The organism is Brachybacterium sp. GCM10030267, from assembly GCF_042666875.1.
Lineage (GTDB): Bacteria > Actinomycetota > Actinomycetes > Actinomycetales > Dermabacteraceae > Brachybacterium.
Genome location: NZ_JBHTCX010000016.1, coordinates 1 through 24,896, shown reverse-complemented (window position 1 = coordinate 24,896; position 24,896 = coordinate 1). Strand labels below are relative to the sequence as shown.

The 24,896-nt window shown below is 71.7% G+C and carries 26 protein-coding genes; 10 read left to right on the top strand and 16 right to left on the bottom strand.

Features of this window, described 5'->3' with window-relative positions; genetic code table 11:
* Window positions 1-16 precede the first annotated feature (16 nt).
* Window positions 17-691, top strand: a complete 675-nt coding sequence (phoU, locus tag ACFQS2_RS14480) for a phosphate signaling complex protein PhoU (RefSeq protein ID WP_377794201.1) — start codon at window positions 17-19, stop codon at window positions 689-691.
* A gap of 538 nt (window positions 692-1,229) precedes the next feature.
* On the opposite strand, the gene ACFQS2_RS14475 is transcribed toward phoU, so the two are convergent.
* The 8 genes from ACFQS2_RS14475 to ACFQS2_RS14440 form a co-directional block, all read right to left on the bottom strand.
* Complete coding sequence (locus ACFQS2_RS14475; RefSeq protein ID WP_377794200.1) at window positions 1,230-1,595, bottom strand: DUF4235 domain-containing protein; 366 nt, start codon at window positions 1,593-1,595, stop codon at window positions 1,230-1,232.
* Window positions 1,596-1,642: 47 nt separating this feature from the next.
* The gene (locus ACFQS2_RS14470; protein WP_377020277.1) at window positions 1,643-2,689 is read right to left on the bottom strand and encodes an LCP family protein; all 1,047 of its coding nucleotides are present in this window, start codon (window positions 2,687-2,689) and stop codon (window positions 1,643-1,645) included.
* Between the two features lie 55 nt (window positions 2,690-2,744).
* Complete coding sequence (trmB, locus tag ACFQS2_RS14465; RefSeq protein ID WP_377794199.1) at window positions 2,745-3,545, bottom strand: tRNA (guanosine(46)-N7)-methyltransferase TrmB; 801 nt, start codon at window positions 3,543-3,545, stop codon at window positions 2,745-2,747.
* Window positions 3,535-3,963, bottom strand: coding sequence for a ubiquinol-cytochrome c reductase iron-sulfur subunit (locus tag ACFQS2_RS14460; RefSeq protein ID WP_377794198.1), 429 nt, complete (start codon window positions 3,961-3,963; stop codon window positions 3,535-3,537). The genes trmB and ACFQS2_RS14460 overlap by 11 nt, the downstream gene beginning before the upstream one ends.
* A gap of 99 nt (window positions 3,964-4,062) precedes the next feature.
* A complete protein-coding gene (gene def / locus ACFQS2_RS14455; protein ID WP_377020280.1) occupies window positions 4,063-4,629 on the bottom strand; it encodes a peptide deformylase in 567 nt (188 codons plus the stop codon).
* Entirely contained in the window at window positions 4,626-5,816 is a 1,191-nt protein-coding gene (locus ACFQS2_RS14450; RefSeq protein WP_377794197.1) for a YihY/virulence factor BrkB family protein, read from the bottom strand. The genes def and ACFQS2_RS14450 overlap by 4 nt, the downstream gene beginning before the upstream one ends.
* A 169-nt stretch (window positions 5,817-5,985) precedes the next feature.
* Complete coding sequence (locus ACFQS2_RS14445) at window positions 5,986-8,532, bottom strand: glycoside hydrolase family 65 protein (RefSeq protein ID WP_377794196.1); 2,547 nt, start codon at window positions 8,530-8,532, stop codon at window positions 5,986-5,988.
* A complete protein-coding gene (locus ACFQS2_RS14440) occupies window positions 8,529-9,275 on the bottom strand; it encodes an HAD family hydrolase (protein ID WP_377020283.1) in 747 nt (248 codons plus the stop codon). Before ACFQS2_RS14440 ends, ACFQS2_RS14445 begins: the two co-directional genes overlap by 4 nt.
* Window positions 9,276-9,526: 251 nt before the next feature.
* On the opposite strand from ACFQS2_RS14440, the gene ACFQS2_RS14435 reads away from it, so the two are divergent.
* Window positions 9,527-10,183 carry an SRPBCC domain-containing protein gene (locus ACFQS2_RS14435; protein ID WP_377020284.1) on the top strand — a complete coding sequence of 219 codons (657 nt, stop codon included), beginning with the start codon at window positions 9,527-9,529 and terminating at the stop codon, window positions 10,181-10,183.
* A gap of 123 nt (window positions 10,184-10,306) precedes the next feature.
* On the top strand, window positions 10,307-11,620 hold the full coding sequence (locus ACFQS2_RS14430; protein ID WP_377794195.1) for an MFS transporter: 1,314 nt from the start codon (window positions 10,307-10,309) through the stop codon (window positions 11,618-11,620).
* 84 nt (window positions 11,621-11,704) lie between these two features.
* Here the strand turns inward: ACFQS2_RS14430 and ACFQS2_RS14425 are convergent, their stop codons facing one another.
* Window positions 11,705-12,268: a CarD family transcriptional regulator gene (locus tag ACFQS2_RS14425; protein ID WP_377020286.1), complete on the bottom strand. Its 564-nt coding sequence runs from the start codon at window positions 12,266-12,268 to the stop codon at window positions 11,705-11,707.
* A 369-nt stretch (window positions 12,269-12,637) separates the two neighbouring features.
* On the opposite strand from ACFQS2_RS14425, the gene ACFQS2_RS14420 reads away from it, so the two are divergent.
* The 3 genes from ACFQS2_RS14420 to ACFQS2_RS14410 are packed head-to-tail and all read left to right on the top strand — an operon-like array spanning window position 12,638 to window position 15,604.
* Window positions 12,638-13,312 (top strand): ATP-binding cassette domain-containing protein, encoded by a 675-nt coding sequence (locus ACFQS2_RS14420; protein WP_377794194.1) that lies wholly within the window; start codon window positions 12,638-12,640, stop codon window positions 13,310-13,312.
* Window positions 13,309-14,820: a hypothetical protein gene (locus tag ACFQS2_RS14415; RefSeq protein ID WP_377794193.1), complete on the top strand. Its 1,512-nt coding sequence runs from the start codon at window positions 13,309-13,311 to the stop codon at window positions 14,818-14,820. Before ACFQS2_RS14420 ends, ACFQS2_RS14415 begins: the two co-directional genes overlap by 4 nt.
* Before the next feature lie 31 nt (window positions 14,821-14,851).
* Window positions 14,852-15,604 (top strand): class I SAM-dependent methyltransferase, encoded by a 753-nt coding sequence (locus ACFQS2_RS14410; RefSeq protein WP_377794192.1) that lies wholly within the window; start codon window positions 14,852-14,854, stop codon window positions 15,602-15,604.
* A 35-nt stretch (window positions 15,605-15,639) separates the two neighbouring features.
* Here the strand turns inward: ACFQS2_RS14410 and ACFQS2_RS14405 are convergent, their stop codons facing one another.
* From ACFQS2_RS14405 to ACFQS2_RS14385, 5 genes are all read right to left on the bottom strand, one after another.
* Entirely contained in the window at window positions 15,640-15,861 is a 222-nt protein-coding gene (locus ACFQS2_RS14405; RefSeq protein ID WP_377020291.1) for a hypothetical protein, read from the bottom strand.
* 99 nt (window positions 15,862-15,960) lie between these two features.
* On the bottom strand, window positions 15,961-17,169 hold the full coding sequence (locus tag ACFQS2_RS14400; protein WP_377794191.1) for a PLP-dependent aminotransferase family protein: 1,209 nt from the start codon (window positions 17,167-17,169) through the stop codon (window positions 15,961-15,963).
* 13 nt (window positions 17,170-17,182) lie between these two features.
* Window positions 17,183-17,794 carry a methylated-DNA--[protein]-cysteine S-methyltransferase gene (locus ACFQS2_RS14395; RefSeq protein WP_377794190.1) on the bottom strand — a complete coding sequence of 204 codons (612 nt, stop codon included), beginning with the start codon at window positions 17,792-17,794 and terminating at the stop codon, window positions 17,183-17,185.
* Window positions 17,791-18,870, bottom strand: coding sequence for a DNA-3-methyladenine glycosylase family protein (locus tag ACFQS2_RS14390; RefSeq protein WP_377794189.1), 1,080 nt, complete (start codon window positions 18,868-18,870; stop codon window positions 17,791-17,793). Before ACFQS2_RS14390 ends, ACFQS2_RS14395 begins: the two co-directional genes overlap by 4 nt.
* Window positions 18,782-19,405 (bottom strand): Ada metal-binding domain-containing protein, encoded by a 624-nt coding sequence (locus ACFQS2_RS14385; protein ID WP_377794188.1) that lies wholly within the window; start codon window positions 19,403-19,405, stop codon window positions 18,782-18,784. The genes ACFQS2_RS14390 and ACFQS2_RS14385 overlap by 89 nt, the downstream gene beginning before the upstream one ends.
* Window positions 19,406-20,259: 854 nt before the next feature.
* On the opposite strand from ACFQS2_RS14385, the gene ACFQS2_RS14380 reads away from it, so the two are divergent.
* Together ACFQS2_RS14380 and ACFQS2_RS14375 are read left to right on the top strand one after the other, a co-directional pair.
* Window positions 20,260-20,706 carry a helix-turn-helix transcriptional regulator gene (locus tag ACFQS2_RS14380; RefSeq protein ID WP_377794213.1) on the top strand — a complete coding sequence of 149 codons (447 nt, stop codon included), beginning with the start codon at window positions 20,260-20,262 and terminating at the stop codon, window positions 20,704-20,706.
* 10 nt (window positions 20,707-20,716) lie between these two features.
* Window positions 20,717-21,154, top strand: a complete 438-nt coding sequence (locus tag ACFQS2_RS14375; RefSeq protein ID WP_377794187.1) for a VOC family protein — start codon at window positions 20,717-20,719, stop codon at window positions 21,152-21,154.
* 127 nt (window positions 21,155-21,281) lie between these two features.
* Here the strand turns inward: ACFQS2_RS14375 and ACFQS2_RS14370 are convergent, their stop codons facing one another.
* Complete coding sequence (locus ACFQS2_RS14370) at window positions 21,282-22,070, bottom strand: ABC transporter permease (protein ID WP_377794186.1); 789 nt, start codon at window positions 22,068-22,070, stop codon at window positions 21,282-21,284.
* Window positions 22,067-22,810, bottom strand: a complete 744-nt coding sequence (locus ACFQS2_RS14365; protein WP_377794185.1) for an ABC transporter ATP-binding protein — start codon at window positions 22,808-22,810, stop codon at window positions 22,067-22,069. Before ACFQS2_RS14365 ends, ACFQS2_RS14370 begins: the two co-directional genes overlap by 4 nt.
* Before the next feature lie 111 nt (window positions 22,811-22,921).
* On the opposite strand from ACFQS2_RS14365, the gene ACFQS2_RS14360 reads away from it, so the two are divergent.
* Window positions 22,922-24,025 (top strand): sensor histidine kinase, encoded by a 1,104-nt coding sequence (locus ACFQS2_RS14360; protein ID WP_377794184.1) that lies wholly within the window; start codon window positions 22,922-22,924, stop codon window positions 24,023-24,025.
* Window positions 24,022-24,663: a response regulator gene (locus tag ACFQS2_RS14355; RefSeq protein WP_377794183.1), complete on the top strand. Its 642-nt coding sequence runs from the start codon at window positions 24,022-24,024 to the stop codon at window positions 24,661-24,663. Before ACFQS2_RS14360 ends, ACFQS2_RS14355 begins: the two co-directional genes overlap by 4 nt.
* Window positions 24,664-24,896: the final 233 nt, after the last annotated feature.

Sequence of the window (24,896 nt, the reverse complement as noted above, 5' to 3'; positions counted from 1 at the left end):
CAGAGGAGTATTGACCATGCGCGAGGCGTACCAGAGCGACCTTCGGCATATCGTCGACGACCTGCTCGACATGGCCGGACTCGTCGGGACGGCCCTCGAGAGCGCGACGACGGCCCTGCTCGAGGGTGACCTCGGCCTGGCGGAACGCGTGATCGCCGCCGATGCCCATCTCGACGAGCGTCAGGTGGAGCTGGACGGGAAGGCCGTGGAACTGCTCGCCCGGCAGGCCCCGGTCGCCACCGACCTGCGGCTGCTGGTCGCCACCCTGCGCATGAGCTCCTCGCTCGAGCGCATGGGCGACCTCGCTGCGCACGTCGCGCTGGTGGCGCGCCGCACCCACCCGACGCCCGCCGTTCCCGAGCAGCACCGCGACCAGATCGCCCGGATGTCCGAGCTGGCCCTGGCCGCCCTTCAGCGTGCCGCGCAGGTCATCGCCGAGCGGGACCTCGCCCTCGCGGCGCAGGCCGAGAAGGCCGATGACGAGCTCGACGAGCTCATGCTGCAGATCTCCCGCGAGATCTCGCGGGGGGAGGGGTACACGAACTCCGAGATCGTCGATCTCACCCTGCTGATCCGGTTCTACGAGCGCATCGGCGACCACGCGGTCTCGCTCGTGCGCCGCATCGGGTTCCTGGTCACCGGCGACTCGCTGGATACGCTGCACGAGGGCTTCGACGTCAGCGAGTTCTGAGAAGTCCGCGAGTCCGGACAGTCCGCGAGTTCTCAGCGCTGCCCCCGCGTCGCAGCGGCACGGCGCCGCGCTCGTGCCGGAGCGAGTCGTGGAGACCGCCCGCGCTGCACGCGCAGCAGCCCGTCCCGGCACGTAGACGACAGCAGAACCACGCACCGCAGTGATCACGCACTGCGATGCGTGGTTCTTCTGTCTACGGGCGAGGTCTGTTCCCATGTCGGCTGCCCGGCATCGGGACGTTTGTCGTCTCGGCTGCCCGGCGTCGGGACGTTTTTCGTCTCGGCTGTCCAGTATCGGGACGTTTTTCGTCTCGGCTGTCCAGCAACGGGACGCTCATCGAGGACGCCCTGCGATAGGCCGGGCACACTCGCGTGACGTCCCATCGGTGGTCGGTGGAGCAGCGCGTGCGCGGTGGAGTGGTGCGCCGGACCGTGGCGCGTGGCGCGGGGCGCCGGGTAGTGGCGCGTGACCGGCGACGCAGCACGCCCGCCTGCAGGACTCGGTGCGCCCGGCTGCAGGAGACGTAGCGGGCCCGGACTCAGCCTCGGTTCGCGCGCGGCCGGCGCGCCGTGAGTCGCTCCGCGCCGCTCTTGGCACCCCGCTTGGCAGCGATCCGCAGGCCTTGCAGGATGACGCCGGAGACCAGTGCCCACAGCATCACCTTCCAGACCGGCTGGTCCTCCATCGGGTCTTTGATCTGCGAGATCTCAGCCTTCGGGCGACCTTCCTTCTTGGCCTGCTTGCGGCGCTTCTGCGTCTCCTTCTGGGAGTTCTTGGCAGCCTTGACGGTGGGGGCGTCCTCACCGAAGACGGCGCCCCAGCCGGCAGCGGCGGCCTTGTTGCCCACGGCGGCGGCGACGATTCCGGCCACGGGCACGGCGATCTTGACGAGCGGATTGGCCACGGGATTCCTCCAAGCGGTGGGGCGGCTGGGACGTCGGGACCGGCGGGTCAGGTGCCGGCGTTCTGAGCGTAGTAGGTCCCCATGTCGTCGGAGCGCAGAGCCTCCCGCAGGACGTCCATCGACTCCTCGTCGGTGCCGACGACGCTCGCGCCGCCACTGGTCGTCTCCGGGCCGCTGTGGGGGACCGAGAGGAAGTACAGGTCATCGGTGCGCACGGAGCGCAGCGAGAGCCCGAGCTCGACCATCTTGCCGGAGCTGAGCCCCTCGTCGGTGGTCAGATACGGCGCGATCGCGCCGACGGTGTCCGAGAGCTTGCCGGGATCGCTGAGCGTGTCGGTGCTGATGAGCTTGCTCGCGATCCCCTTGAGGACGGCCTGCTGGTTGCGATTGCGCTGGAAGTCGCCCTCAGCGAACTGCTTGCGCTCTCGCACGAAGACCAGCGCCTCCTCGCCGTCGAGGGTCTGGGTGCCCTCGGTGAACTGGTGGCCGCCGGCCTCGAAGCTCTCGGGGATCTGCACATCGACCCCGCCGAGCGTGTCCACGAGACCTTCGATGCCGTCGAAGTCGATCAGCGCGACATGATCGATGGGCACCCCGGTGTAGTTCTCGACCGTGGTCACCGCCAGGCCCGGCCCGCCGAACGCCAGTGCCGCGTTGATGCGGTTCTTGCCGTGGCCGGGGATGTCGACGTACAGGTCGCGCGGGAACGAGGTGATGTAGACCTGCTGGTTGTCGTCGGTGACGTGCACCAGCATCACCACATCCGACCGCTGGCCGCTGACACCTTCGGAGGCGGCGTCCTCCTCGGAGCGTTTGTCCGAGCCCAGCAGCAGGAAGTTGCGGCCGCTCCCCTCGACCGCCTCGGGGCGCTCGCCGTCGGAGGCGCCGCGGGTGATCTGCACGACCGTGCGCTTCTCGTACTGGTTGCTGAGCCCGTTGAGGTAATTGGCCACCACCAGTCCCACGCCGAGCACGAGCACGGCGACCAGGCCCAGGGAGATCAGGGCGATACGACGACCGCGACCGCGACGCGGCTCGGACTGGTCGTCATCCTCCCAGTCGGCGGGCAGTTCGACGTCGTCGGGGACGTTCATTCGGGCTCGCTCTCACGCAGTGTCGCCGGCGGCGACGGAGGGTCCTCGGGGAGTGTCAGGCGTCGGTCCTCCGGTGCCGGGACACACGGACGTACGCAAGATCCCATACTAAGCGGCCCGCGCGCTGTCCTTTGCTCTCGAAGCTCGTCTTCACACGACCCTCGAATCGTGGCGCCCAGCCCGTCGCGGGAAGATCCTCGGGGACGGTGTCGCTGGTCTGCTGACCTGGGGCGGGTCCGTCGGGATACAGGAGTTCGAGCTCGGGGCGTGCATCCAGGAGGCTGCGCATGTGGTGTGCGTACTGTGCCCAGTCCGTGGCGAGACGGAACGTGGCGCCGTCGGCGAGCAGCGGCAGCACCGCGTCCAGGAACGGGGGATTGATCAGGCGTCGCTTGTGGTGGCGGGACTTGGGCCAGGGATCGGGGAAGTAGACCCACAGCTGCGAGATCGCGCCCTCGGGCAGGAGCGCGGGCAGCGCCCTCTGGGCATCGAGCGGCAGCAGCCGGACGTTGCCGGGCTCGCCGGCGCGTTCGATGCGGCGCAGGGTCTGCGCCAGGCCGGGGCGGTACACCTCGACACCCAGGTGGTCGCGTTCGGGATGCTCGGCCGCGGCGGCGGCGAGGTTCTCGCCCAATCCGCTGCCCACCTCGACGACGAGCTCACTGCGGCGCCCGAAGACCTGCTCGAGGTCGAGGTGCGCGTCCGGGCCGGGCAGGGTGTCGCGCTCACCCCGCGGCGGGTCGAGCACGTAGGTCGCGGCCAAGCGGTCCCACGCGTCCTGCCGGCCGGGTGAGAGCCGTTCGCCGCGACGGACGAAGGAGACGACCTCGCGTGGGGCGCGGTCCTCAGCTGGCACGGCGGACGAGACCGTCCTGGACGACCACGGACACTTCCGGCAGGTGCGTGGTGGCCGGTCCCAGCAGGACGTCACCGGTCTCGGCGTCGAAGCGGGAGCCGTGGCACGGGCAGTCCAGCTCGCCCTCGGTCTCCTGGCGCAGGGCGCATCCGTTGTGGGTGCAGTAGCCGGAGTAGGCGGCCAGGTCGTCGCCGCTGCCGCGCACGAGCAGCACGAAGGGCCGCTGCCCTCCGAAGTTGACCAGGGTGCTGGCGTTCTCCGGGACGTCCTCCAGCGGGACCGCGCCGTCCTCGGCCCGGACCGGCTCCGCGGTCCCGAATCCCTCGTCCTCCGGGGCGCAGGAGGCGAGACCGCCGACGGCCGCGGCGGAGGCGGGCAGCAGGAGGGCACGGCGGCGGGAGAGGCACGGACGTTCCATCCCGCCAGGATAGCCAGTCCGCTGGTCCGAGCGAGAAGCACGGGTCGGCACTGTGACCGTCCAGACGATCCGGGCGGGGCCGACGGGCGACGCGGGCCCTCAGACGTCGGCGGCCTCCAGCTCGCGCGGGTCCCAGGTGAGGATCGACCGTGCCCGCCAGCCGCGATCGCTGATCGCATCGAGTGCCTGCCGACGCCGCGCCGGCGTGAGGCGATCGAGGTACAGGGACCCCTCCAGGTGGTCGACCTCGTGCTGGAGCGCGCGAGCGAGCACCCCGCCCTCGTCCTCGACGACCACGTCGTGGCCCTCGAGGTCGGTGCCGGTGACCCGGGCGCCCCGGTGCCGCGCGGTGGGGAAGCCCTCGCCGGGCACCGAGAGGCAGCCCTCGATGGTCTCCTCGTCGAGCTCGATGCCGCCGAAGCGTTCCAGTCGCGGATTGATCACCACTCCGCGCTGCTCCGTCCCGCCGGCGTCGGCGCAGGAGTAGACGAACAGGCGCCAGCGGGATCCCACCTGAGGGGCGGCCAGCCCAGCCCCGTCGGCGGCGTCGTTGGTCTCGAACATGTCCGCCACCAGTGCACGGATGTCGTCGGTGATCTCCCGGACCCGGCGGGTGCGCTGTTCGAGGGCACGGTGACCGACGATCGTGATCGGGCGGATCGTCATGGGGAATGATCTCCTGTTCTCGGTGTATCGCTGGATCTGGTGGCCCCGGTGGACCCGGTGGCCCCGGTGGACCCCGGTGGACTCGTGACGCGGTGACGCTTGGGCGGATTGACGGCAAGCGGGTTGCGGGCGTCGACGACCCAGGGTCCGCGCTCGCGACGCAGCGGCTCGCCGTCGCGGGCGGCCCCCGCGACTGCACGGCCGATCTGCTCCGCCTCGGCGGCATCGGCGGCCAGGAAGTCCATCGTGTGGGTGGCATGGGAGTCCAGCACGATGTGGTCCCAGGCGTCGAGCCCGCTGGCGATCTGCCGTGCCCGCAGGAACTCCGCGTCCAGCGCCGCGCCGGCCACGATCACGATCGTCGCCAACCACAGCAGCAGGAGGATGGCGATCAGGCCGTTGAGGACGGTCAGCACCTCGGCGATGCGGGTCGCATAGTTCATCAGGCGCCCGGCCAGCAGCGCGGAGCCGAACAGCGTGAGCACCGACAGCACGGAGCCCAGGGTCATCAGCCGGTACCGCGGCAGCCGCACGTTGGGGAAGAGGTAATAGGCCAGGGAGACCCCGATGATCAGGATGACCAGCAGGATCGGCCACTTCACCAGGTTCCAGGCGAGGAAGGCGAATCGCGGGATCCCGATGAGCTCGCCGATGCGCTGCGAGGCGTCATTGCCCACGATCAGCATGCCGATGGCCAGCAGCACCACGGAGACGATGACCAGGGTCTCCCCGAAGACGATGGTCCGGAACCACAGGAAGGGGCGCCCCTCCCGGGTGTCATAGACCCGGTGCAGCACGCGATGGAAGGCGGCGACGCCGTTGGAGGCGGACAGGACCGAGCCGAAGGTGCCCAGCGCCAGTCCCAGGATGCCGCCACCGGTGTCGGAGGCAGCCTGGATGGCCGCCAGGTACGGCTCCGGATCCAGGGTCGGGAACAGCTCGGTGCTCATCCGCCCCAGCGCATCGAGGGTCTCGGAGCCGATCCCGATCAGCGACATCAGCGAGACCACGGCGACCGCTCCCGGGAACAGGGAGAGGACCGCGTAGAACGTCATGGTCCCGGCCACGTCCCAGACCTGGATCTCCAGCAGCCGCATCCGTACCCGGTTCAGGACGTGCAAGACGCTGAGCCGGGGTCGGGAGTACTCGACCGTCGGCTTCGGGCGACGAGGGCGCGTGGCGGTCACCGGAGCACACCAGCGGACGTCGCGCGGAGGATGGCGGTCGCCGCCGCATGGCCGCCGCGGCACGGGGCGGTGGCGATGCTCATGGTGCTCGATGCTCCTCGGGGCAGACAGGTCACGTCGGGGAATGACGCTGGTGGAGCCTATGCCACCGAGAGGTCAGATGCCCCGCTCAGCCGGTCTCGATGATGTCGTCGGGATCGGTCGCGACCGGATACTGCCATGGATCCTCGGGGTCCTGCGGCACGTAGGAGGTCACGATGGACCCGTCGGCGCGCCGGTCCCCGAGGCCGACGGGCGTGGCCAGGACCGCGTCGTCGAGCACCGGGCCCTGGTCCGCGAGCGGCACGGCGACCCCCTCGGCGGTGACCGTGACGTCCTGCTCACGCACCGAGACCTCGATCTCGGGGCCCTCCTCGAGCGTGAAGGAGATCTCGTCCCGCACCAGCCGCACCCGGAAGCGCGAGCCTCGCACCGTCAGGGGGAAGCGCAGCTCCGGCCACTCGGCGGGAAGACGGGGATCGAAGCAGATCCGGCCCTCCACCTGCCGCATACCGCCGAACCCGTGGACCAGCGCGTTCCACACGCCCCCGGCCGAGGCGATGTGCACCCCCCGGGAGGTGTTGTGATGCAGATCGGCGATGTCGACGAACAGTCCGGCCCGGAAGTAGTCCAGGGCGGCCTTCTGGTGGCCCACCTCGGCGGCCATGATCGACTGCACCACCGCCGAGAGCGAGGAGTCGCCCGTGGTGATCGGGTCGTAGTACTCGAAATCGGCCCGCTTCTCCTCCGGGGTGAACTCGGCGCCGCGCAGGAACAGTGCGAGCACCACGTCGGCCTGTTTGAGCACCTGGAACCGGTAGATGACCAGCGGGTGGTAGTGCAGCAGCAGCGGGAACGAGTCGGCCGGCGTGTTGGCGATGTCCCACACCTCGCGCTCGAGGAACCGGTCCTCCTGGAGGTGGATCCCGAAGGTCTCGTCCTTGGGGACGTGCATGCCGTCCGCGCAGGCATCCCACTGCTCGAGCTCCATCTCGTCGAACTCGATCTCGGCGGCCAGGACCTGATAGGCCTCCGGGTCGGCGGCGCGCAGCTCGCGCACCGCCCGTGCGGCCCGGCGCAGGTTGTGGCGGGCCATGACGTTGGTGAACATGTTGTTGTTGACCACGGTGGTGTACTCGTCCGGGCCGGTGACGCCGTTGATGTGGAAGCTGGAGCGGCCATTGCCGCTGAACCGCCAGAAGCCGAGGTCGGCCCAGAGGCGGGCGGTCTCGGCCAGCACCCGCACCCCGTCGCGGCGCTGGAAGTCGAGGTCGCCGGTGACGTCCACGTACTGGGAGAACGCAAAAGCGACGTCGGCATTGATGTGGTACTGGGCGGTGCCGGCGGCGTAGTAGGCCGAGGCCTCGTCCCCGTTGATGGTGCGCCAGGGGAACATCGCTCCGCGCTGGTTCAGCTCGCGTGCGCGCTCGCGAGCCTTGGGCAGCAGATTGGCGCGGAACCTCAGCGCGTTGCGCGCCCACGACGGCTCCGTGAAGGTCAGGAACGGGACGACGTAGATCTCGGTGTCCCAGAAGTAGTGGCCCTCGTACCCGGAGCCGGTCAGGCCCTTGGCGGGGATGCCCCACTGGTCGGAACGGGCGGAGGCCTGGGCGAGCTGGAACAGGCACCAGCGTGCGGCCTGCTGCTCGGCGGGCTGTCCGGGCATCTCGACGTCCGAGCGCTCCCAGAAGTCGGCGAGGTAGTCACGCTGATCCTGGTAATGCTTCTGGAACCCCTCGGCGCGGACCCGGTCCAGGGTGCGACGGCACCGATCGAACAGTTCGCGGTGGGGGACCGAGCGCGAACTGTGGTAGGCGACGGCCTTGCGCACGGTCAGGGTGTCACCGGGTCCCAGCTCGGCCCGGCTGACGTGGCGGCCGAGGTCCGGCATGGTGTCGATGAGTTCCTCGACCTCGACATCGGATTCGACGGTGTGGTCGGCGCCGACGGCGAGCGTCATGCCGGAATCGGCGACCTTGTACCCCAGCAGCATCCGGCGCTGGCTGTGCCAGTCCTGCTGGGGCTCGAGCACGCGGTGCTCGAAGGACGTGGTCTGGCGGGGATCGTCCTTGGTGGCGATCGGCCCGCCGTCGATGCCCTTGCCGTAGTCGTCGGCGATGTCCTGACGGTTGATCAGCTGTGAGGAGATCGCGACCGGGGCGGAGCCGTCGAGCATGGTGACCTGCATGCTCAGCAGGGCCAGATGCCGCTGGGTGAAGGACACCATGCGGTCGGTCGTGACCTTGACCCGCTTGCCGGCCGGGGTGCGCCAGATCAGCTCGCGCCGCATCACGCCCTCGCGGAAGTCGATCCAGCGCTCGTAGGTGTCCAGGTCGGCCATCGACAGCAGCAGCGGCTCGTCGTCGACATACAGCTTCAGCACCGAGCAGTCGGGCACGGAGATCATGGTCTGGCCCGACTTCGCGAAGCCGTACGCGGCCTCGGCGTGGTGGATGCGCCAGGTCTCGTGGAACCCGTTGAGGAAGGTGCCGTGGCTGTGCACGTCACGGCCCTCCGAGGGCGTCCCGCGCATCCCCAGGTACCCGTTGGCGGTGGCGAACAGGGTCTCCATGAGCCCGAGGTCGCCGTTGGGGCGGGACTCGACCAGTCGCCACTCGTCGACGGGGAGGTGGACGCGGTCGACGGGGTCGGTGGGTACGTTGCGCTGACGGTTCATGCGATCTCCTCGAGGTCGGTCACGACGAGGGTGGCGCCGGCGGCGGAGAGGTCATCGAGGCCCGCCCCGCGATCGACCCCGATGACGGCCCCGAAGTCCCCGTCGGCCCCTGCCTTCACGCCGGAGACGGCGTCCTCGTAGACGACGGCGTCTGCCGGGGCCACGCCCAGCAGCCCGGCGGCGTGGACGAAGGTATCGGGCCGCGGCTTGCCGGGCAGCCCCTCCCGCGCGGAGACGTTGCCGTCCACGACGTGCTCGAAGCGCTCGAGCAGTCCGGCGGCGCGCAGGACCTCCTCGGCGTTGCGGGAGGAGGAGACGATCGCCAGCCGTGCGCTCCGGGGCAGGGAGTCGAGATAGGTGACGGTGCCGGGGTAGGGCTTCACGCCCTCGGCGCGCAGCAGCTCCAGCACGAGATCGTTCTTGCGGTTGCCGAGGCCGCGCACGGTCTCCTGGCCGGACGGCTGGTCGGCGGGGTCGTCGTCGGCCCCCTCGGGCAGTTCGATGCCGCGGGAGGCGAGGAAGGTCCGCACCCCGTCGTAGCGGGGCCGGCCGTCGACGTGGGTGAAGTAGTCCAGATCGGTGTAGGGTTCCTCGACGCCGCGGGCGGCGAGGAACCCGTCGAACATGCGGGCCCAGGCGCGCATGTGCACCTCGGCCGTGGGCGTGATGACGCCGTCGAGGTCGAAGAGGTGGGCGGTGAAGTCGGACGGTCTGAAGTCTGCCTCGTAATCCACGGCCGCCATGCTACGGGCCGGGCGCTCGCAGGCGCCGGGGAAGGGGACCGGTGGCCATCTTGTGACCGGTGGCCGTCCTGTGGCCCCGGGCCGTCCTGTGCTCGCCCGCGGGAGCCGCCCGTGGGCGACCCCGCCGGTGCCCCGTTCGCTCACAGCGCGCTGCGCACCCATGGCACGGTGCGCTCCCGTGGGCTAATCTTCGATCGTCCGTGCCCGCGCACAGTCGCCGGTGCGGAGCGGTTCGACCCTCCGAGGAGAAGATGACTGTCACGGAGTCGCTGCCCGTGATCGATGCGGTGCGACGCGAACTCGAGATCGATGAGCAGCTGCATGAGGGGCGTGCCCTGGTGCGCACCGTGCTCACCCTGACCACCAATATCACCCGGGCCCCAGCGCAGCTGTGGCCGCTGCTGACACGCCCGGATCAGCTCGCCCGCTGGTTCGGCCCGGTGGCCGGGGACCTGCGCGAGGGCGGTCGGTTCGAGGCGCCGGAAGGTGCGGTCGGCCGGATCCTCCATGTGGAGGCGCCGCACAAGATCTCCTTGACCTGGGACCGCGGCGGCGCGGAGGACCCGCTGCTGATCCGGCTGGACCCGGAGGACGACGGCACCACAGAGCTGCGCGTGCGCCATACGACCCTGATCGAGCGCGATGAGTTCGACCGCGTCGGCCCCGGACTGGCCGCGGTCGACTGGGAGATCGCGCTGCTCGCGCTCGCCGCCCTGACCGACGGCTGGCGCGCGAGCTGCCTGCTCGATGTGCCGACGCCGACGCCCGCCTGGCTGGACAGCGCCGAGGGCGCCGAGCACGTGCGCGCCTGGTCCGTGCGCTGGGCGGCGGAGGCGATCGCAGCCGGCGTCGACGAGACCACCGCCCGGCGTGGGGAGGCGGCGACGGCCAGCGCCTACGGCGCCTGACGGCTCGCGTCTGACGGCTCGCGACGAGAAGGACGACCGCGGAGCGCGCGGCTCCGGATCTGCCGTGCGTCCGCGTCGTGGAAGTATTTGCCCAGGCTCAGTACCCGGTGGCAGAATCTGCGCGTGACACCGCCCGCGCAGATCTTCCCGACGGGGCGGTCGCGCAGCCCGCGCCAGGTGATGTGGGCGCTGACCCCGTCGGTGTACGCGCCGAGCCTGCTGGAGTTCTCCGGTCTGGCCGCCCTGATGCCGGTGGTCCCGCTGCTCGCGCTCGACCTCGGTTTCAGCGTGCCGCAGTCGGCGGCGCTGACCACCATCTTCGGGCTCGCCTCGTTCCTGGGCCCGATCCCCGCCGGACGGCTGATCTCGCGGTTCGGGGCGAGAGGCTCGCTCGTGGCCACCGGGTGCCTGCTGGTGATCGCCAACCTCATCGCGTTCTTCGTGATCACCCCGGCCCTGTCCGGTGCGCCCCGTCTCGCCCACCAGGTCACGCTCGTGGTGCTGCTGATGGTGATGGCGACCAGTACGCAGGTGTGGCAGCTGGGCCGGCAGGCCTATCTGGGGACCGTGCTGCCCCCGGCGATGCGGGCCCGCGGGATGACGCTGTTCGGCGGCGTGATCCGTATCGGCCAGGTGATCGGGCCGCTGCTCGGGGCGATCGTGATGGCGCTCGGCCCCGACACCGGCGTCTTCGTGCTGTTCGCGGTCACCTCGGCGGCGGCGACGACGATGGTCGCGGTGTTCCTGCCGCCGGGGGAGAGGCCGGATGTCACGCCCCGGCCGCGACGCGGGAGGGGCTCGCGCACCGAGGCTCGTACTCGGCTGAACCGTGCCGTGGTGGCCCGCATGGTCGTGGTGGGGCTGGGGATCGCACCGGTGATGATGGCCCGAGTGAACCGTCCCGTGATCATCCCGCTGCTGGGAGCGGCACTCGGCCTGGGCTCGGTGTGGGTCTCCATCGTCTTCGGCGTCAGCGCCGTGATCGAGATCCTGCTGGTGATCCCCGCCGGGACGATCATGGACCGCTACGGCCGCGTCGCGGTCGCCGTCCCGTGCGCGGTGATGATGGGGGCCGGGTTCGTGCTGCTCGCCGTGCTGGGCGAGGCGCTGGCCGGACGCGGCGTCGCGGCCGCGCTGGTCGCTCTGCTGGTCCCGACCCTCCTGATCGCGCTCGGCAACGGGCTGGGCTCGGGCATCGTCATGACCCTGGGGATCGACGTGTCCCCGGTGCACGGCCGCACCGGATACCTGGCGTGGTGGAACACCATGCTGGGCGCGGGGCGGCTGGCGGCACCGCTGATCGTCACCGGCATCACCCTGATCGCCCCGGTCGCGGCGGCCGGGGCCGCCACCGGCGGACTGTGCATCGCGGGCGGACTCTGGCTGATGCGGGTGCTTCCTCGCCTCACGCCGTCGGGCAGCACCCGGGTGCGCTGAACGGGAACGTCGGTCGAGGAGCGTCGGCCGAACCGGGCCGCGCGATGAGCCGGACCGGCGCAGCGGCCCGGCTCGTGCAGCCCCTCAGGCCGCCGAGTCCCCGTGGCCGGCGGCTCCGCCGGCCTGAACGGCCTGCTCAGCGGTATCGACCAGCAGCTGATGGGCGTCATCACGCGGGATGTCGCGGGCGATGGCGATCTCGGTGGCCAGCGGCGCGATCGCCTGCTTCAGCAGTGTGCGCTCGGCGAGGCTCGACGGTGTGCCTCCCGAGTCACCCAGGATGCCGCGGATGACCTCGATGCGGTCCGTGAGCCGACCGGTCTGCAGCTGCATGGTCAGCGCCTTGATCCGGTGCGCCCAGGACGCCTTCTTCTCCGGAGGCTCGATCGGTTCGCCGAGCTGCTCGATCAGCTCGGAGATCTCCTTCTCCTCGAGCAGCGGGCGCAGCCCGATGACGTCATTGCTGTCGGCCGGGACGGAGATCCGCATCTCGTCCCCGACGACTTCGAGGTCGACGTAGTCCCGGTCGGTCCCGCGGACGGAGCGGGTGCAGGTGGCCAGGATGCGAACCGGGCCGTGGACCGGGTGGGTCAGCAGATCGCCGGGCTTCGGCGGGGTGGTGCTGACGGGTGCGGTGGCAGCGGACAAGGGGGACCTCCTCGTTGGACCTGTGCGTCGCCGGTACCGGGAACCGGAACGGTTCACGGCGGCCGTGCGCGACGTCTCGCGACGACCCGGGCGGGGAACGGGGACGGCGAGTGCGCGCACAGCAGCTCGGGTGCCGTCCGACCTGCAGAAACAGGGTGCCGGCACCTACGGCGGCGCCCCACCAGGATCTCACGGGGCGGAGACGATATCCAGTGGCGGGCCGCCCGGGATCTCTCACACCCGATCGCGCGGCCCCGGCCGGGCGGCCTCCGGGGTGGGTGCCGCCGACAGTGCCGGCTCGACCCTCGTCATCGCGACCACGACCGATGGCGGATGCCCGGCCGCTCCGCGATGAGGTCTCATGGGGCCATGAGTCGCACTCCCCGGCGCAGCGCCGCGAGCCCGTCGCCCGTTCCGGTCCGGTTCGAGGGCGTCGGCGTCGTCGCCGACGAGAACGTGCTGCTGGCCGAGGCCACCGGGAGGGTCCGGTCGGGGGAGATCCTCGCTGTCACCGGTGCCAACGGATCCGGGAAGACGACGCTGCTGCGCGTGCTGGCGGGCGTCATGGCACCCACGGCGGGCAGTGTCCGCATCGCCGGTCGCGTGCCCGACGATCGGGATCGCACCTTCCGTGCCGCGCTCGCCGCGCTCATCGGGCCGCCGCAGACGGCGCGGGACCTCACGATCGCCGAGCACCTGCAGTTCATCGGGGCCACCTGGGGAACGGCCACCGGAGCAGCGCGCAGGCGCGCCGACGACCTGCTGGAGGAGCTGGCGATCGCCCCACTGGGACGACGTTTCCCGCACGAGCTCTCCAGCGGGCAGTCGCAGCTGGTCGCGCTCGCCCTGACCTTCGCTCGTCCGTGCAGCGTGCTCCTGCTCGACGAGCCCGAGCAGCGGCTGGATGCCGAGCGCCTCGGCCTGGTGATCGACGCCATCCGGGCCCGGGCCGAGGCCGGCGCGGCCGTCGTGCTGGCCAGCCATAGCCCGCGTCTGCTGGACGAGCTCGCCGGCGCGCGCCTGGGCCTGGAGGAGCAGGCGTGAGCAACCAGCTGGCCGCGGTCCGGGAGGTCTGGGCCCAGCGCGACCAGGCCCGAACCCGCGGCGATGTCCTCTATCTCGTCTACGTCGCGGCCCTCAGCGTGCTCGTGTTCGGCTCGTCGGCACTGCAGGCGGCCGGCAGCGCCCTGGCCCGGCCGGACGTGCTTCCCGTCCTGACCACGACGGCCGCCCCGCAGGTCAGCACCGCGGTGACGCTCGCCGCGGGCGCTGCGCTGGTCCTGCTCGGTGCGGTGCGCGGTCCCGCACTGCTCGCCCCGTTCTTCATCGAGACGCTCGCCTGGAGCGGGATCCGCCGCCGCGCGGTGCTGTGGCGTCCTTTCCTCCGCGCCCTGATGGTGCCGCTGTTCGCCGCGGTCGTCCTCGCGGCGCTGATCGCGGTCACGCTGCTGACGGCCGGGCACACCACGGCGGCGGGGTCGATGTGGTTCGTCGTGGCCGCGGTGGGCACCGGACTGCTCCTGGCCACCTCGTGGCTGGCGGGCCAGCTGCTGGACCCGGCGGGGCGACGTCTGCTGGCCGGGGCGCTCGCGGTGGGCGCGGTGCTGACCGCCTTCGCGCCGTTGACCGTGGGCCTCGGCGGTGCCTACCCGGTCGGTGCCGGGGCGGCCGGCGCCTGGGCGCTCGGCCTGCTCGTGACGGGGATCCTGCTGACCGCGGCGGGAGTCCCGCTTCTGGATCGGCTGCGCGGGCGGGTGCTGCAGGAGCAGGCGCAGCGATGGCAGTCCGCCGTCACGGTCGCGACCAGCGGCGATCTTGCCGCCGCGGCCGGCACGTTCCGCCTGCCGCCTTCGACGGGCAGGCGCCTCGGCGCCATCGGGCCGGGGCCGCTGATGCTGGTCTACGCGCGACGGGATGCCGTGGCCTGGCTGCGGTCGCCCGAGAGCGTCACCACCGGTGCGCTGGTGACGGTGCTGGCGGCCGCGACCCTCGCCGGATCGACCACGATGACCGGGCCGCTGGCCTGGTTCGCCGTCCTCGTCGGCTCCATGGGCCTGTGGGCCGCGAGCGGGCCCTTCGTCGACGGGATCCGCCACGCCGTCCACACCCTCGGGGCGCCCGGCCTGTTCGGGCAGAGCGCCGAGGTCCAGGCGCTGCTGCACACCGTGGCCCCGGCCCTGCTGCTCGCCGGCCTGGCGAGCGTCGGCGGCGCCGGATACTGGCTCATCGGGGCCGGGGGCCCGGGCGCGCTGCAGGCCGTGCTCCTGCCCCTCGCGCTGACGCCGGTGATGATCACGGGTCGCGTGCGCGACGCCGCGAAGGGGCCGATGCCGCTGCGGCTGATCACCCCGATGCCGACGCCGCAGGGCGATGCGTCCGTGATCCCGATGCTCGCCTGGCAGTCGGACGCGGTCCTGCTCGCCGTGGCAGCCGGGGCGCTCACGGCCGCGCTCGGCCTGCTGGGACCGCTCTGGATCCTTGTCGCTGCGGCCGGCCTGACAGGGGTCACAGGGCTGATGGCACGCGCTCGCCTGCGCGCCCTGCGCACCTGAGTCATCCGGACGGACGAGGAGAGGAACGACCATGGACATCCGCACCACCGAGAACCCGGTGATCCGCTGGGCGGGCCGCGGGCTGAAGCGCCTCAACGACCGGCATCCGTGGAACCACAACCACCACTTCCACCCCTGGATCCTGCGCTCCCTGCCCGCCACCAGCGGCCGGGTGCTCGACGTGGGCTGCGGGAGGGGTGATCTCGTGGCCGCCCTGTGCGCTCACGCCGGGCGCATCGATGGGATCGACCCGGACCAGGCCATGGCCTATGCCTCGGCCACCCGCTTCCACGAGAATCCCCGGGTACGCATCTGGCGCCGCACGCTGGCCGAGCACTCCGAGCACGCAGAGCACTCTGGCCTGCTCGGCACCTACGACGCCGTCACCATGGTCGCGTCGTTGCACCACATGGATCTCGACGAGGCCCTGCTGCAGGCCCGGGATCTGCTGTGCCCCGGCGGCCGCCTGCTCGTGGTGACGCTGGTTCGCCCGGCCGGCGCGCTGGATCAGCTGTGGGATGTCGCCAACGCTCTGGCCAATCCGCTGATCGGGATGCTGAAGCACCCGCGACCCGCACCGGAGCCCTCGCGACCCGCGTCGAGGGAGCCCGGGATCGTCGTGCAGGAGCCGCACGAGTTCTCCCCACCGGTCCGCGAGGCGGCCTGGTCCCTCGCCACACTGCGCGAGCGTGCTGACCTGATCGTTCCGGGTGCCGTCCTCCGGCGCCGCGAAGGATTCCGGGTGACGCTGCGCTGGCAGAAACCGCGCGAGCTCACGGCGTAGCGCGGCCGGCGGCGGGCCACGGCGACGGCGTCCGGCTACCGACGGCGGGCGGCGCGGCCACGCATCAGGACGTACAGCGCTCCGAGCACGACGCCGAGCAGGACCAGTCCGGGCGCCACCCACGGTGTCTCCGTCCAGAACCAGCGGAGACCGGTCCGGTCGACGGAGAAGCCGAAGGACAGGCAGATGCTGATGATGGCGGCGACGAGCAGGAGGCCACCTGGCCGGCTCTCCCGTTGGTTCTGCGTGGCATGCATGACGACCCTCCCCGGAGCCCTCAGTTCGCTGATCCACGTGTGAGTGCTGTCACAGATCACGGTACGCCGTCCGGCGCCGCGCCTCAACGACGGCGCGTCTCAGTTCCGCCCGTGGCGCGCGATGACCTCGCCGAGCCGAGTGATCGCCTGCTCGATGACGGCGGGGGAGTGCGTGACGAAGCTCAGTCGCATCGTCGAGCGGTCCGGGTTCTCGGCGAAGAACGACCAGCCGGGCAGGTAGGCGACGCCGGCCTCGACGGCGTCCATGAGCATCGTCTGCGCGTCATAGCCGTCGCCGAGCGCGGTCCACAGGAACATGCCGCCATCGGGATGAGTGACGTGGGCGCCCGCGGGCAGCACCGGCGCGATCGCCTGCGCCATCGCATCGCGCCGCTCGCGGTAGACGGCGGCTACCCGGGTCACGTGCGCATCCAGGTCCGTCGTCTCGAGATACCGGGCCACGGTCAATTGATCCACCACGGAGGACTGCATCGAGATCGCGGCCTTGGCGACCGCCAGCGTGTCCAGGACCGGGCCCTCGGCGCGGATCCAGCCGATCCGCAGGCCCGGGCTCATCAGCTTGCTCATCGAGTTCAGCAGCAGGGTGCGCTCGCCCATCCCGGGCAGGGAGGCGATCGGGGCCCAGGTGCTGCCGGTGAAGCAGAGCTCCCCGTACGGGTCGTCCTCGATCAGCGGCACGTCGTTGCGCTGGAGCACGTCGGCCACGGCCTGCCGGCGGGCCACGGGCATGGTGCGCCCGGTGGGATTCTGGAAGGTGGGGATCAGATAGACCATCCGCGGGTGATGGGTGCGGATCGCCTCCTCGAGCGCTTCGGGCACCACGCCGTCATCGTCGGTCTCGACGCCGACCATGCGCGCGCCGTGGACGGAGAAGGCCTGCACCGCCGCGAGGTATGTCGGCGACTCCACGAGCACCACGTCACCGGGCTCCAGCAGGGCCTCGGCGACGACGAACAATCCCTCCTGCGACCCCGAGGTGATGCGGATCTGGGAGGCGGCGGTGGGCAGGGAGCGGGACAGGCGCGCAGCGGCCTGCTCGCGCAGCTCCACCTCGCCCTCGCTGACGCCGTACTGAAGAGCGCGATGACCCTGGTGGGTGAGGACCCAGTCATAGGCGGCGGCCACGTCCTCGAGCGCGAACAGGTCCGGGTCCGGGATCCCGCCGGCGAAGGAGACGACGTCCTCGCGGGCGGCGAGGGTGAAGATGTCCTTCAGCGGCGAGGACTCCATGCCCGCGTAGCGGGCGGCGACGGGGAAGTGGAACGGGTGCTGCACGGGTCGGGACATAGCCGACATCGTGTCACGCGGGCAGGGCCCCCTCGAGGACCAGCAGTGCCTGTTTCGTCTCTATTCCGCCCGCGTACCCGGTGATCGCGCCGCTGGTTCCCAGCACGCGATGGCAGGGCACCACGATGGAGATCGGGTTGGAGCCGACGGCGGCGCCGACGGCCTGCGCGGCGCGGGGACGGCCGAGGTCGTGGGCGATCCGTCCGTAGGTGGTGGTCGACCCGCGAGGGATCTCCCGGAGCCGGTCCCAGACGGCGTGCTGGAACGGTGTCCCGCGCGGGGCCAGCGGCAGGGCGAAGTCCTCGCGCTCGCCGCCCAAGTAGGCGAGCAGCTGCTCCTCGGCGCGGGTGAGCAGCAGGTCATCGGGCGATGCGGGTCTCCCGAGCCGCTCCGGCCTGGGATAGTGGCTCTGCCGCGCGCGCCAGAGCCCGGTGATGCCCTCGCCCTCCGCGGCGATCACGTACTCACCGAGCGCAGTGGCCACGCGGCGGTGGCGCGGTGCGTTCGGCGACGTGGTCGCCGGTGCGCTGCGGGCCGGGCTGCCGGCGACCGGCCCGCTGGGTGCTGCGCGGCGGAGAGCCGATGTGTCGGCGGCCGACGGACCGAAGGGGTGCGGCTGAGTCATGGGAGATGTCCTTCCGAGAGGTCGCGGACCGGTGCGTCCCGGTCCGTCCGGGACCGGCCGCGGCCGGCGGGCTGTTCAGGAGCGCGCAGCTGGGCCTGGTGGTGCCAGAGCTGCATCGCGGCGTAGGAGCGCCACGGAGAGGCGGCGGCGAGTGCGGCCTCGAGCGAGGCGTGGTCCTGGGCGATCCCGAGGTCGCGGGCAGCGGCCAGCAGCGCGACGTCTCGTGCCGGCGCGACATCGACGGCCCTGACGGCACGCAGCAGGACGTAGTCGGCGCTCCAGGGACCTATCCCGCGCAGTGCGAGCAGTCGGGTCCGCAGCTCGTCGAGGGGCAGCGAGGCGTCGATCCCGGCGTCCGGGTCGGTGGCGGTGCGCACAGCGGTCTGCAGGGTCATGCAGCGGATGCGGGGTCCACGGAACCATTCCTCGGCGTGGGCGGCCGCGATGCCGGGGTCCACCGGCAACCGGCGGACGCCGTCGACGTGCAGGCTCGCCGGCAGCGGCGTCCCGAGGAGATCCGTGGCCCGGGTGATCTGATCCCGGGCCTGAGCGGTGGTGATCTGCTGGCCGGTGATCGCCCACAGCAGCGCCTCCGCGATGCTCGGAAGGCCCGGCAGGCGCACTCCGGGGCGGTGGTCGACCAGGTCCCCCAGTGCGGGACGTGCAGTGGCCAGCCCGGCGTCGATCCCGGCTGGGTCCGCGTCCAGGTCCAGCAGCCGACGGGCCAGGGAGATCGCCACGGCGTGATCGCGCAGATCGGCCAGATGCACCCTCAGGGGCAGCGGTCCCTCGGCCCCCAGGTCAACCTGCAGCACCGCAGGCCCGTGCTGAAGGCGGAGCGCCCGCGTCCACCGCAGGCCCCTCACCTCCTCCACGCCGGGCACCGCCCGATGCGCGAACCATGCGGCGAGCCCGGCTCCGTCGAAAGGGCGGCGCACAGCCAGCTGGGCGGTGACGATGGCGGCGTCACCGGTCGCGCCGGCCGCGTCACCGGCCCGCCCCCGTGCTGCGCCGCCCTGTCGGCCCCGAGCCTCCGGGCCAGCCCCGCGCACGTTCGCGGACCACCGAGGGCGCATGGCCGAAGATGCGGGTGAACGTCTCGTGGAACTGCCGTTCACTGCCGAACCCGGCCGCGTGCGCGATCTGCGCCAGCGGCAGAGAGGACCCGACGACGAGCTCATGGGCGCGGCGCGCCCGGCGCAGTCGGGCATGGGCGAGGGCACCGGCCCCGGTGGCGGCCAGCAGCGCCCGGTGCAGCGTCCGCTCGGAGACCGCCAGCCGCCGCGCCAGGCCGGGAACCGTGCCGCCGTCATCCAGCGCCCCCGCATCGATCAGCCGCAGCGCCCGCCCGGCGAGCGAACCCGTCGGGTCGTCATCCGGGCTGCCGGGAGGGGCCATCGGCCCGCAGCGCTTGCAGGCCCGGTACCCGGCGGCCACCGCAGCAGCGGCCGACGGGACGAACTCCACGCCGGTCCGTCGCGGGGTGCGGGCCGGGCACGAGGGGCGGCAGAAGATGCCCGTGGAGCGCACGCAGGTGAAGAACATCCCGTCGAAGCGGGTGTCCCGGGCGCGGATCGCGGCGTAGCGCTCGTCGTCGGTCATCATGGTCATGTGCCCAGTGAACCGCGTTGCGGCCAGCGGCACCAGCGGGATTCGGTCATGGCGATGCGCGCGGGGGCCCTCGAGGGGCGAGAATGCCGGTCATGGGACCCGATCCGCTGGTGGCGCGGCTGCGCCGTGCCGGCTGTGTCTTCGCCGAGGACGAGGCGCGGCTCCTGCGCGCCGCCGCCGAGAGCGAGGACGAGCTGGAGAGGATGACAGCTCGCCGCGTGGCGGGGGAGTTCCTCGAGCACGTGATCGGCGCCGTCGAGATCGCGGGGGAGAGGCTCCGCGTCGGGCCCGGGGTGTTCGTCCCCCGCCAGCGCACCGAGCTGCTGATCGAGGAGGCCGCCGCCGCTGCCCACCGGCGCCCACGAGCCGTCGTGCTGGAGCCCTACTGCGGCATCGCCCCGATCGCCGCGATCGTCGGCCGCCGGGTCCCCGGGGTGCGGCTGCACGTGAGCGACCAGGACCAGCAGGCGCTGCGCCACGCCCGGCGCAACCTCCCGCCGGGCTCCGGCGTGCACCACGGCGCCGCTCTGGCGGGCTTCCCGGGCGAGCTCATGGGCACGGCCGACGTGATCGCGGCGGTCCCGCCCTACGTTCCCGCTCCCGCGCTGGCCACGATGCCGCGCGAGGCGCGTGAGCACGAGCCGGTCGCTGCGCTGGTGGCCGGGGACGACGGTCTGACGGAGATCCGTCGCCTGCTCGAGCAGGCACCGCACTGGCTCGCCCCGCGAGGCATGCTGCTGATGGAGATGCACCGCGACCAGGCACCCTCGGCGCTGGCCGCGGCGAGAGCGAACGGCGCGCTCGGACACGGGGACACCGTGGTGGCAGAGGACGGGGAGACCGTCGTCGTGCGGATCCCGGCAGGGCGGCCCCGGCCCGTCGTCCCGACGGCGGACCTGGTGGCGCTGCGACGGGCGCGAGACCGCATGGACCGCGACCACGCCCAGGCCCTCGACGTCGACTCACTCGCCCGCTCGGTGCACATGTCCGCCGGGCACTTCAGCCGCCGCTTCCGCGAGGAGTACGGGGAATCGCCGTACTCCTACCTCATGACGCGGCGGATCGAACGGGCCATGACCCTGCTGCGGCAGACGGACCGATCCGTCACGGACATCTGCATGGAGGTGGGCTTCACGTCGCTCGGCACCTTCAGCACGCGGTTCCGAGAGCTCGTGGGCGTCCCGCCCTCCGTCTACCGTGAGCGGGGCGCCGACGTTCTGGACTCCATGCCGCCGTGCATCGCGCGACGAGTCACCAGACCGGTCAGGAATCGAGAAGCGTCGGCTCCGGAACCCCTCTAACGTCTCAGGCATGACCACGAACGCCGAGACGCCCCCCGCCCTGACCATCCACTCCAGCTTCCTGCCGCACACCGATGCGGAGGCCTCGCTCGCCTTCTACCGTGACGTCCTCGGCTTCGAGGTGCGCCTCGACGTCGGAGGCGGCCAGATGCGGTGGATTACCGTCGGGCCCGCCGGTCAGCCGGACACCGCGATCGTGCTGCATCCCCTGTTCGAGGGCAACGGGGTCACGGCCGAGGAGAACGCGACCCTGCAGGCGATCATCGCCAAGGGCTCCTACTTCGGCGTCAACCTCGCCGCGACAGACCTCGATGCGACGTTCGCTGCGCTCGAGGCCGCCGGGGCGGACATCGTCCAGGAGCCGATCGACCAGGACTACGGCCTGCGGGACTGCGCTGTGCGCGACCCCGCCGGGAACATGATCCGCATCCAGCAGAATCCGGCCTGAACCGGGAGGGCCGTTCTGGCCCACGGCCTTCGCGATCACCGCCATCGATGACGAGGTCGCCGGGCGGATCGCGGAGCTGGTGCGCCGCGCCACCGGCTGATCCCGGCCGGGAACCGCGTCGCCGCCCTCAGTCCCAGCGGAACAGCCAGGCGGAGATCCCGACCCCGAGGACGAGGGTCAGGGTCAGCGAGAGCACGGAGGTGCCGGCGACCGGTTCACCGGCCCATGCCGCGGAGAGTCCCTCGACCGCGGCCCCGAAGGGCAGGTGGGAGCCGAGCTCGGCGACCGGCTCCGGCAGGGCCTCGGTTCCCCCGAACATGCCTCCGCTGGCGCCCAGGAGCAGGAACGCGACCAGACCGATGGCGACGGCGGAGTTCGGGGTCGGCGCCACCGCCGCGACGATCATCCCGGTGGCGTACAGAGCAGCCGCGGCCAGAGCCAGCACCCCCAGCGCCGGGAGCACGTACACGGGAGGGTTCGCCCCGAACAGCGCCACCGCGAGGGCTCCCGCCAGGCCGATGCCCAGCGCTGATTGCAGAATGCTGGTGATGACCTGGGCGAGCATCACCATCAGCGGCGAAGCGGGCGTCACCCTCAGCCGACGCAGGACCCCGGTGCGGCGATAGGTCGCCAGGAAGCTCGGCATGTTCAGCACCCCCACCATCGTCAGCACCATCACGATGATCAGTGGCAGCACGAACAGGTCCAGTGCCGTGCGCCCGCGGACGATCTCCTGCTCGCCCGCCGACCCGGCGCTGGTGAGCAGGATCAGCAGCGGCAGGCCGAGCGGAACCAGCAGGCCAGCCGTGTCGCGCACGACCATCCGGATCTCGCAGCGGACCAGCACCAGCAGGGACCGCAGGCCCGGCGACCGGGCGGGGATCGCAGCGGGGACGTGTGCGTCGGTGGCATTCATTCGGAGACCTCCGGGTCATGGCCGGTGAGCTGGAGAAATGCTTCGTCGAGGGTTGAGGTGCCGCTGCGTGCGAGCAGCTCGGCAGGTGCGGCCGCGGCGATCACCCGCCCGGCCTCGAGCAGGACGAGGCGGTCGCACAGCCGCTCGACCTCCTCCATCGTGTGGGAGACCAGGAGGATGGTCACGCCCTCGGCGCGAAGGGTCTCGATGGTGCGCCACATGCGGCGCCGGGCCGCCGGATCCAGTCCCGTCGTGAGTTCGTCGAGGATGAGGATCCGCGGCCTGCCGGCCAGGGCGAGAGCGATGGAGAGCCGTTGCCGGCGACCCCCGGAGAGCTTCTCGAAGCGGACGTCGCGCTCCGCGGTCAGCTCGACGAGCTCGAGGAGCTCGGCCTGGGACCGCGGGTGGGGGTAGAAGCTGCGGTACAGCTCGATCAGTTCCGAGACCGTCAGGGAGGGGTGCAGCTGCGCCTCCTGCAGCTGCATCCCGAGAACCTGGGTGAGCTGTGCCCGGTCGCGGCGGGGGTCGAGCCCGAGGACGCTGGTGCGCCCGTGATCCGGAGCGCGGAGCCCGGCGATCATCTCGACGGTGGTGGTCTTCCCCGCTCCGTTGACGCCGAGCATCCCCACCGTCTCGCCCTCGCGCACCTGCAGCGAGACGTCCGCGACGGCGACCGCGCCGCGGTAACTCTTGGCGACGTGCTCGACCTCGATCACGGCTGGTGCAGGGGTGTTCGTCATATCTCGACGGTAGGCAGCGGCGGTTCGCCGCCGCGCGTGCCGACGGTCACCACCATGACCCATGACCATCGGCACGGGTGCCCGCGGGTGGCGCCGCTCTACGATGAGCGCATGCGACGACTGGGCACCGAGGGCTGGGCGGGGCTGGCGATGCTGGTCATCGCGGTCGCGGTGTCCATGCCGTCGCTGCTCGGGGTGATCGAGCCGCGGATCGCGCGACCGCTGTGGGCGCTGCTGCTGGTGGTGTTCCTCGCCGCCGTGTTCGGCACGGGCGCACTGATCAGGCGTCGCGGGGCGGCGATCGCGTCCCTGTGCTGTGCACTCGTGAGCGCATGGGCACTGATCCTCACGGTGCCCGCGACCGGCGTGCTGCACATCGTCGTCGTGCTGACGACCGCACTCAGCGTGTACGTGGTGCCGCTCCCGGTGACCGTGGCCATCGCCGTGGTCAACACCGCCGCGGTCCTGGGCGCGAGCCTGCTCGCCTCCAGCGGCCGCTCCGAGGCGCTGGTGCTCGCCGGGTTCTACCTGATGATCCAGATCGCCTCGGCCCTCAGCACCGCCGCCCTGCTGCGGGAGAAGCGCCTGCGTACCGAGCTCGCGAGGGCGCACGTCGACGCGCGGGCCGCGAGCGTGATGCTCGCCGAATCCACCCGGACCGCGGAGCGGCTGCGGATCTCGCGCGAGCTGCACGACCTGATCGGCCATCAGCTCACCGTGCTGACGCTGAACCTCGAGGCTGCCCGGCACCTCGACCCGGAGCGGGCCGGGACCCATGTCGAGAAGGCCGACGAGGTGGCCCGGGCGCTCCTGCGCGACGTGCGCTCGACCGTCGGCGAGCTGCGCGCGGAGCCGGTCGACCTCGCCGGGGCGCTGCGGGGCATCGTCGAGGGGATCCCCGGGCTCGAGGTCGAGGTCCGGGTGGACCCTGACGTGCCGCTGACCGAGGATCAGGCCCTCGCCTTCCTCCGCCTGGCGCAGGAGGCCGTGACCAACACGATCCGGCACTCCGATGCCGGGCGCCTGGTCATCGAGCTGGGCCGCGACGGCGGCGACGTCGTCCTGGAGGCGCGCGACGACGGGGCCGGGGCGGGGGCGCCGCAGCTCGGCAACGGACTGCGAGGCATGCGCGAACGGTTCGAGGCCCTCGGTGGGGCCCTCACCATCGACGGCCGAGACGGATTCCGCGTCAGCGGACGATTGGAGGCGCCATGAGACGCGTCGTGCTCGCGGACGACCAGACGCTGGTCCGGGAAGGGATCCGCACCCTGCTGGAGGTGGCCGGGATCGAGGTGGTCGCCGAGGCGGAGAACGGAGTGACGGCGCTGGAGCAGATCGAGAGGCATCTGCCGGATGTGGCGATGCTGGATCTGCGGATGCCGCGACGCGACGGGATCTGGACCCTCGAGCAGCTCCGCGCGCGGGGATGCAGCATCCCGGTACTCGTGCTGACCACCTTCGATGACGACGAGCTCGTGCTGCGGGCTCTGCGCGCCGGCGCCCGCGGCTACCTGCTCAAGGACGTCACCGTCGACCAGCTCGCCCGCGCTGTGGACACGCTCGCCGACGGCGGCACCCTGATCTCGCCGTCCATCACCGAGAGCCTGCTCCGGGCCATTCGCGCGGGCTCGTCGATATCGGGTGACGGGGCGCCGATCCAGCAGCTGACCGGGCGGGAGCTGGACGTGCTGCGGCTGATCGCCGAGGGGTACAGCAACCGTGAGATCGCCGGTCTGCTCCACCTGGCCGAAGGGACCGTCAAGAACCATGCCTCGACGATCCTGGCGAAGATGGGGGCACGCGACAGGACCAACGCCGTGCTGCGAGCCCTGCGCGAAGGAGTGCTGGGATGAGCGAGCGCGCCGAAGCGTGGGCGCGACCGACGGCCTGGAGGGCCCGAGGACGGCGCGAGCCGCGGCCCGATGGACGGTGCCGCGGCTCGCGCGCTGGAGCGGATGACGGTGTCTTGGTTCAGGACATCGGAATGGGATGTCTCGGGACATCGGCATAGCGTGTTGCAGGACATCGGCATGAGTCTCAGGCATGTCGAAGCGTCGGTTGGTTGTCACTGCTGTCCTTGCTGGGT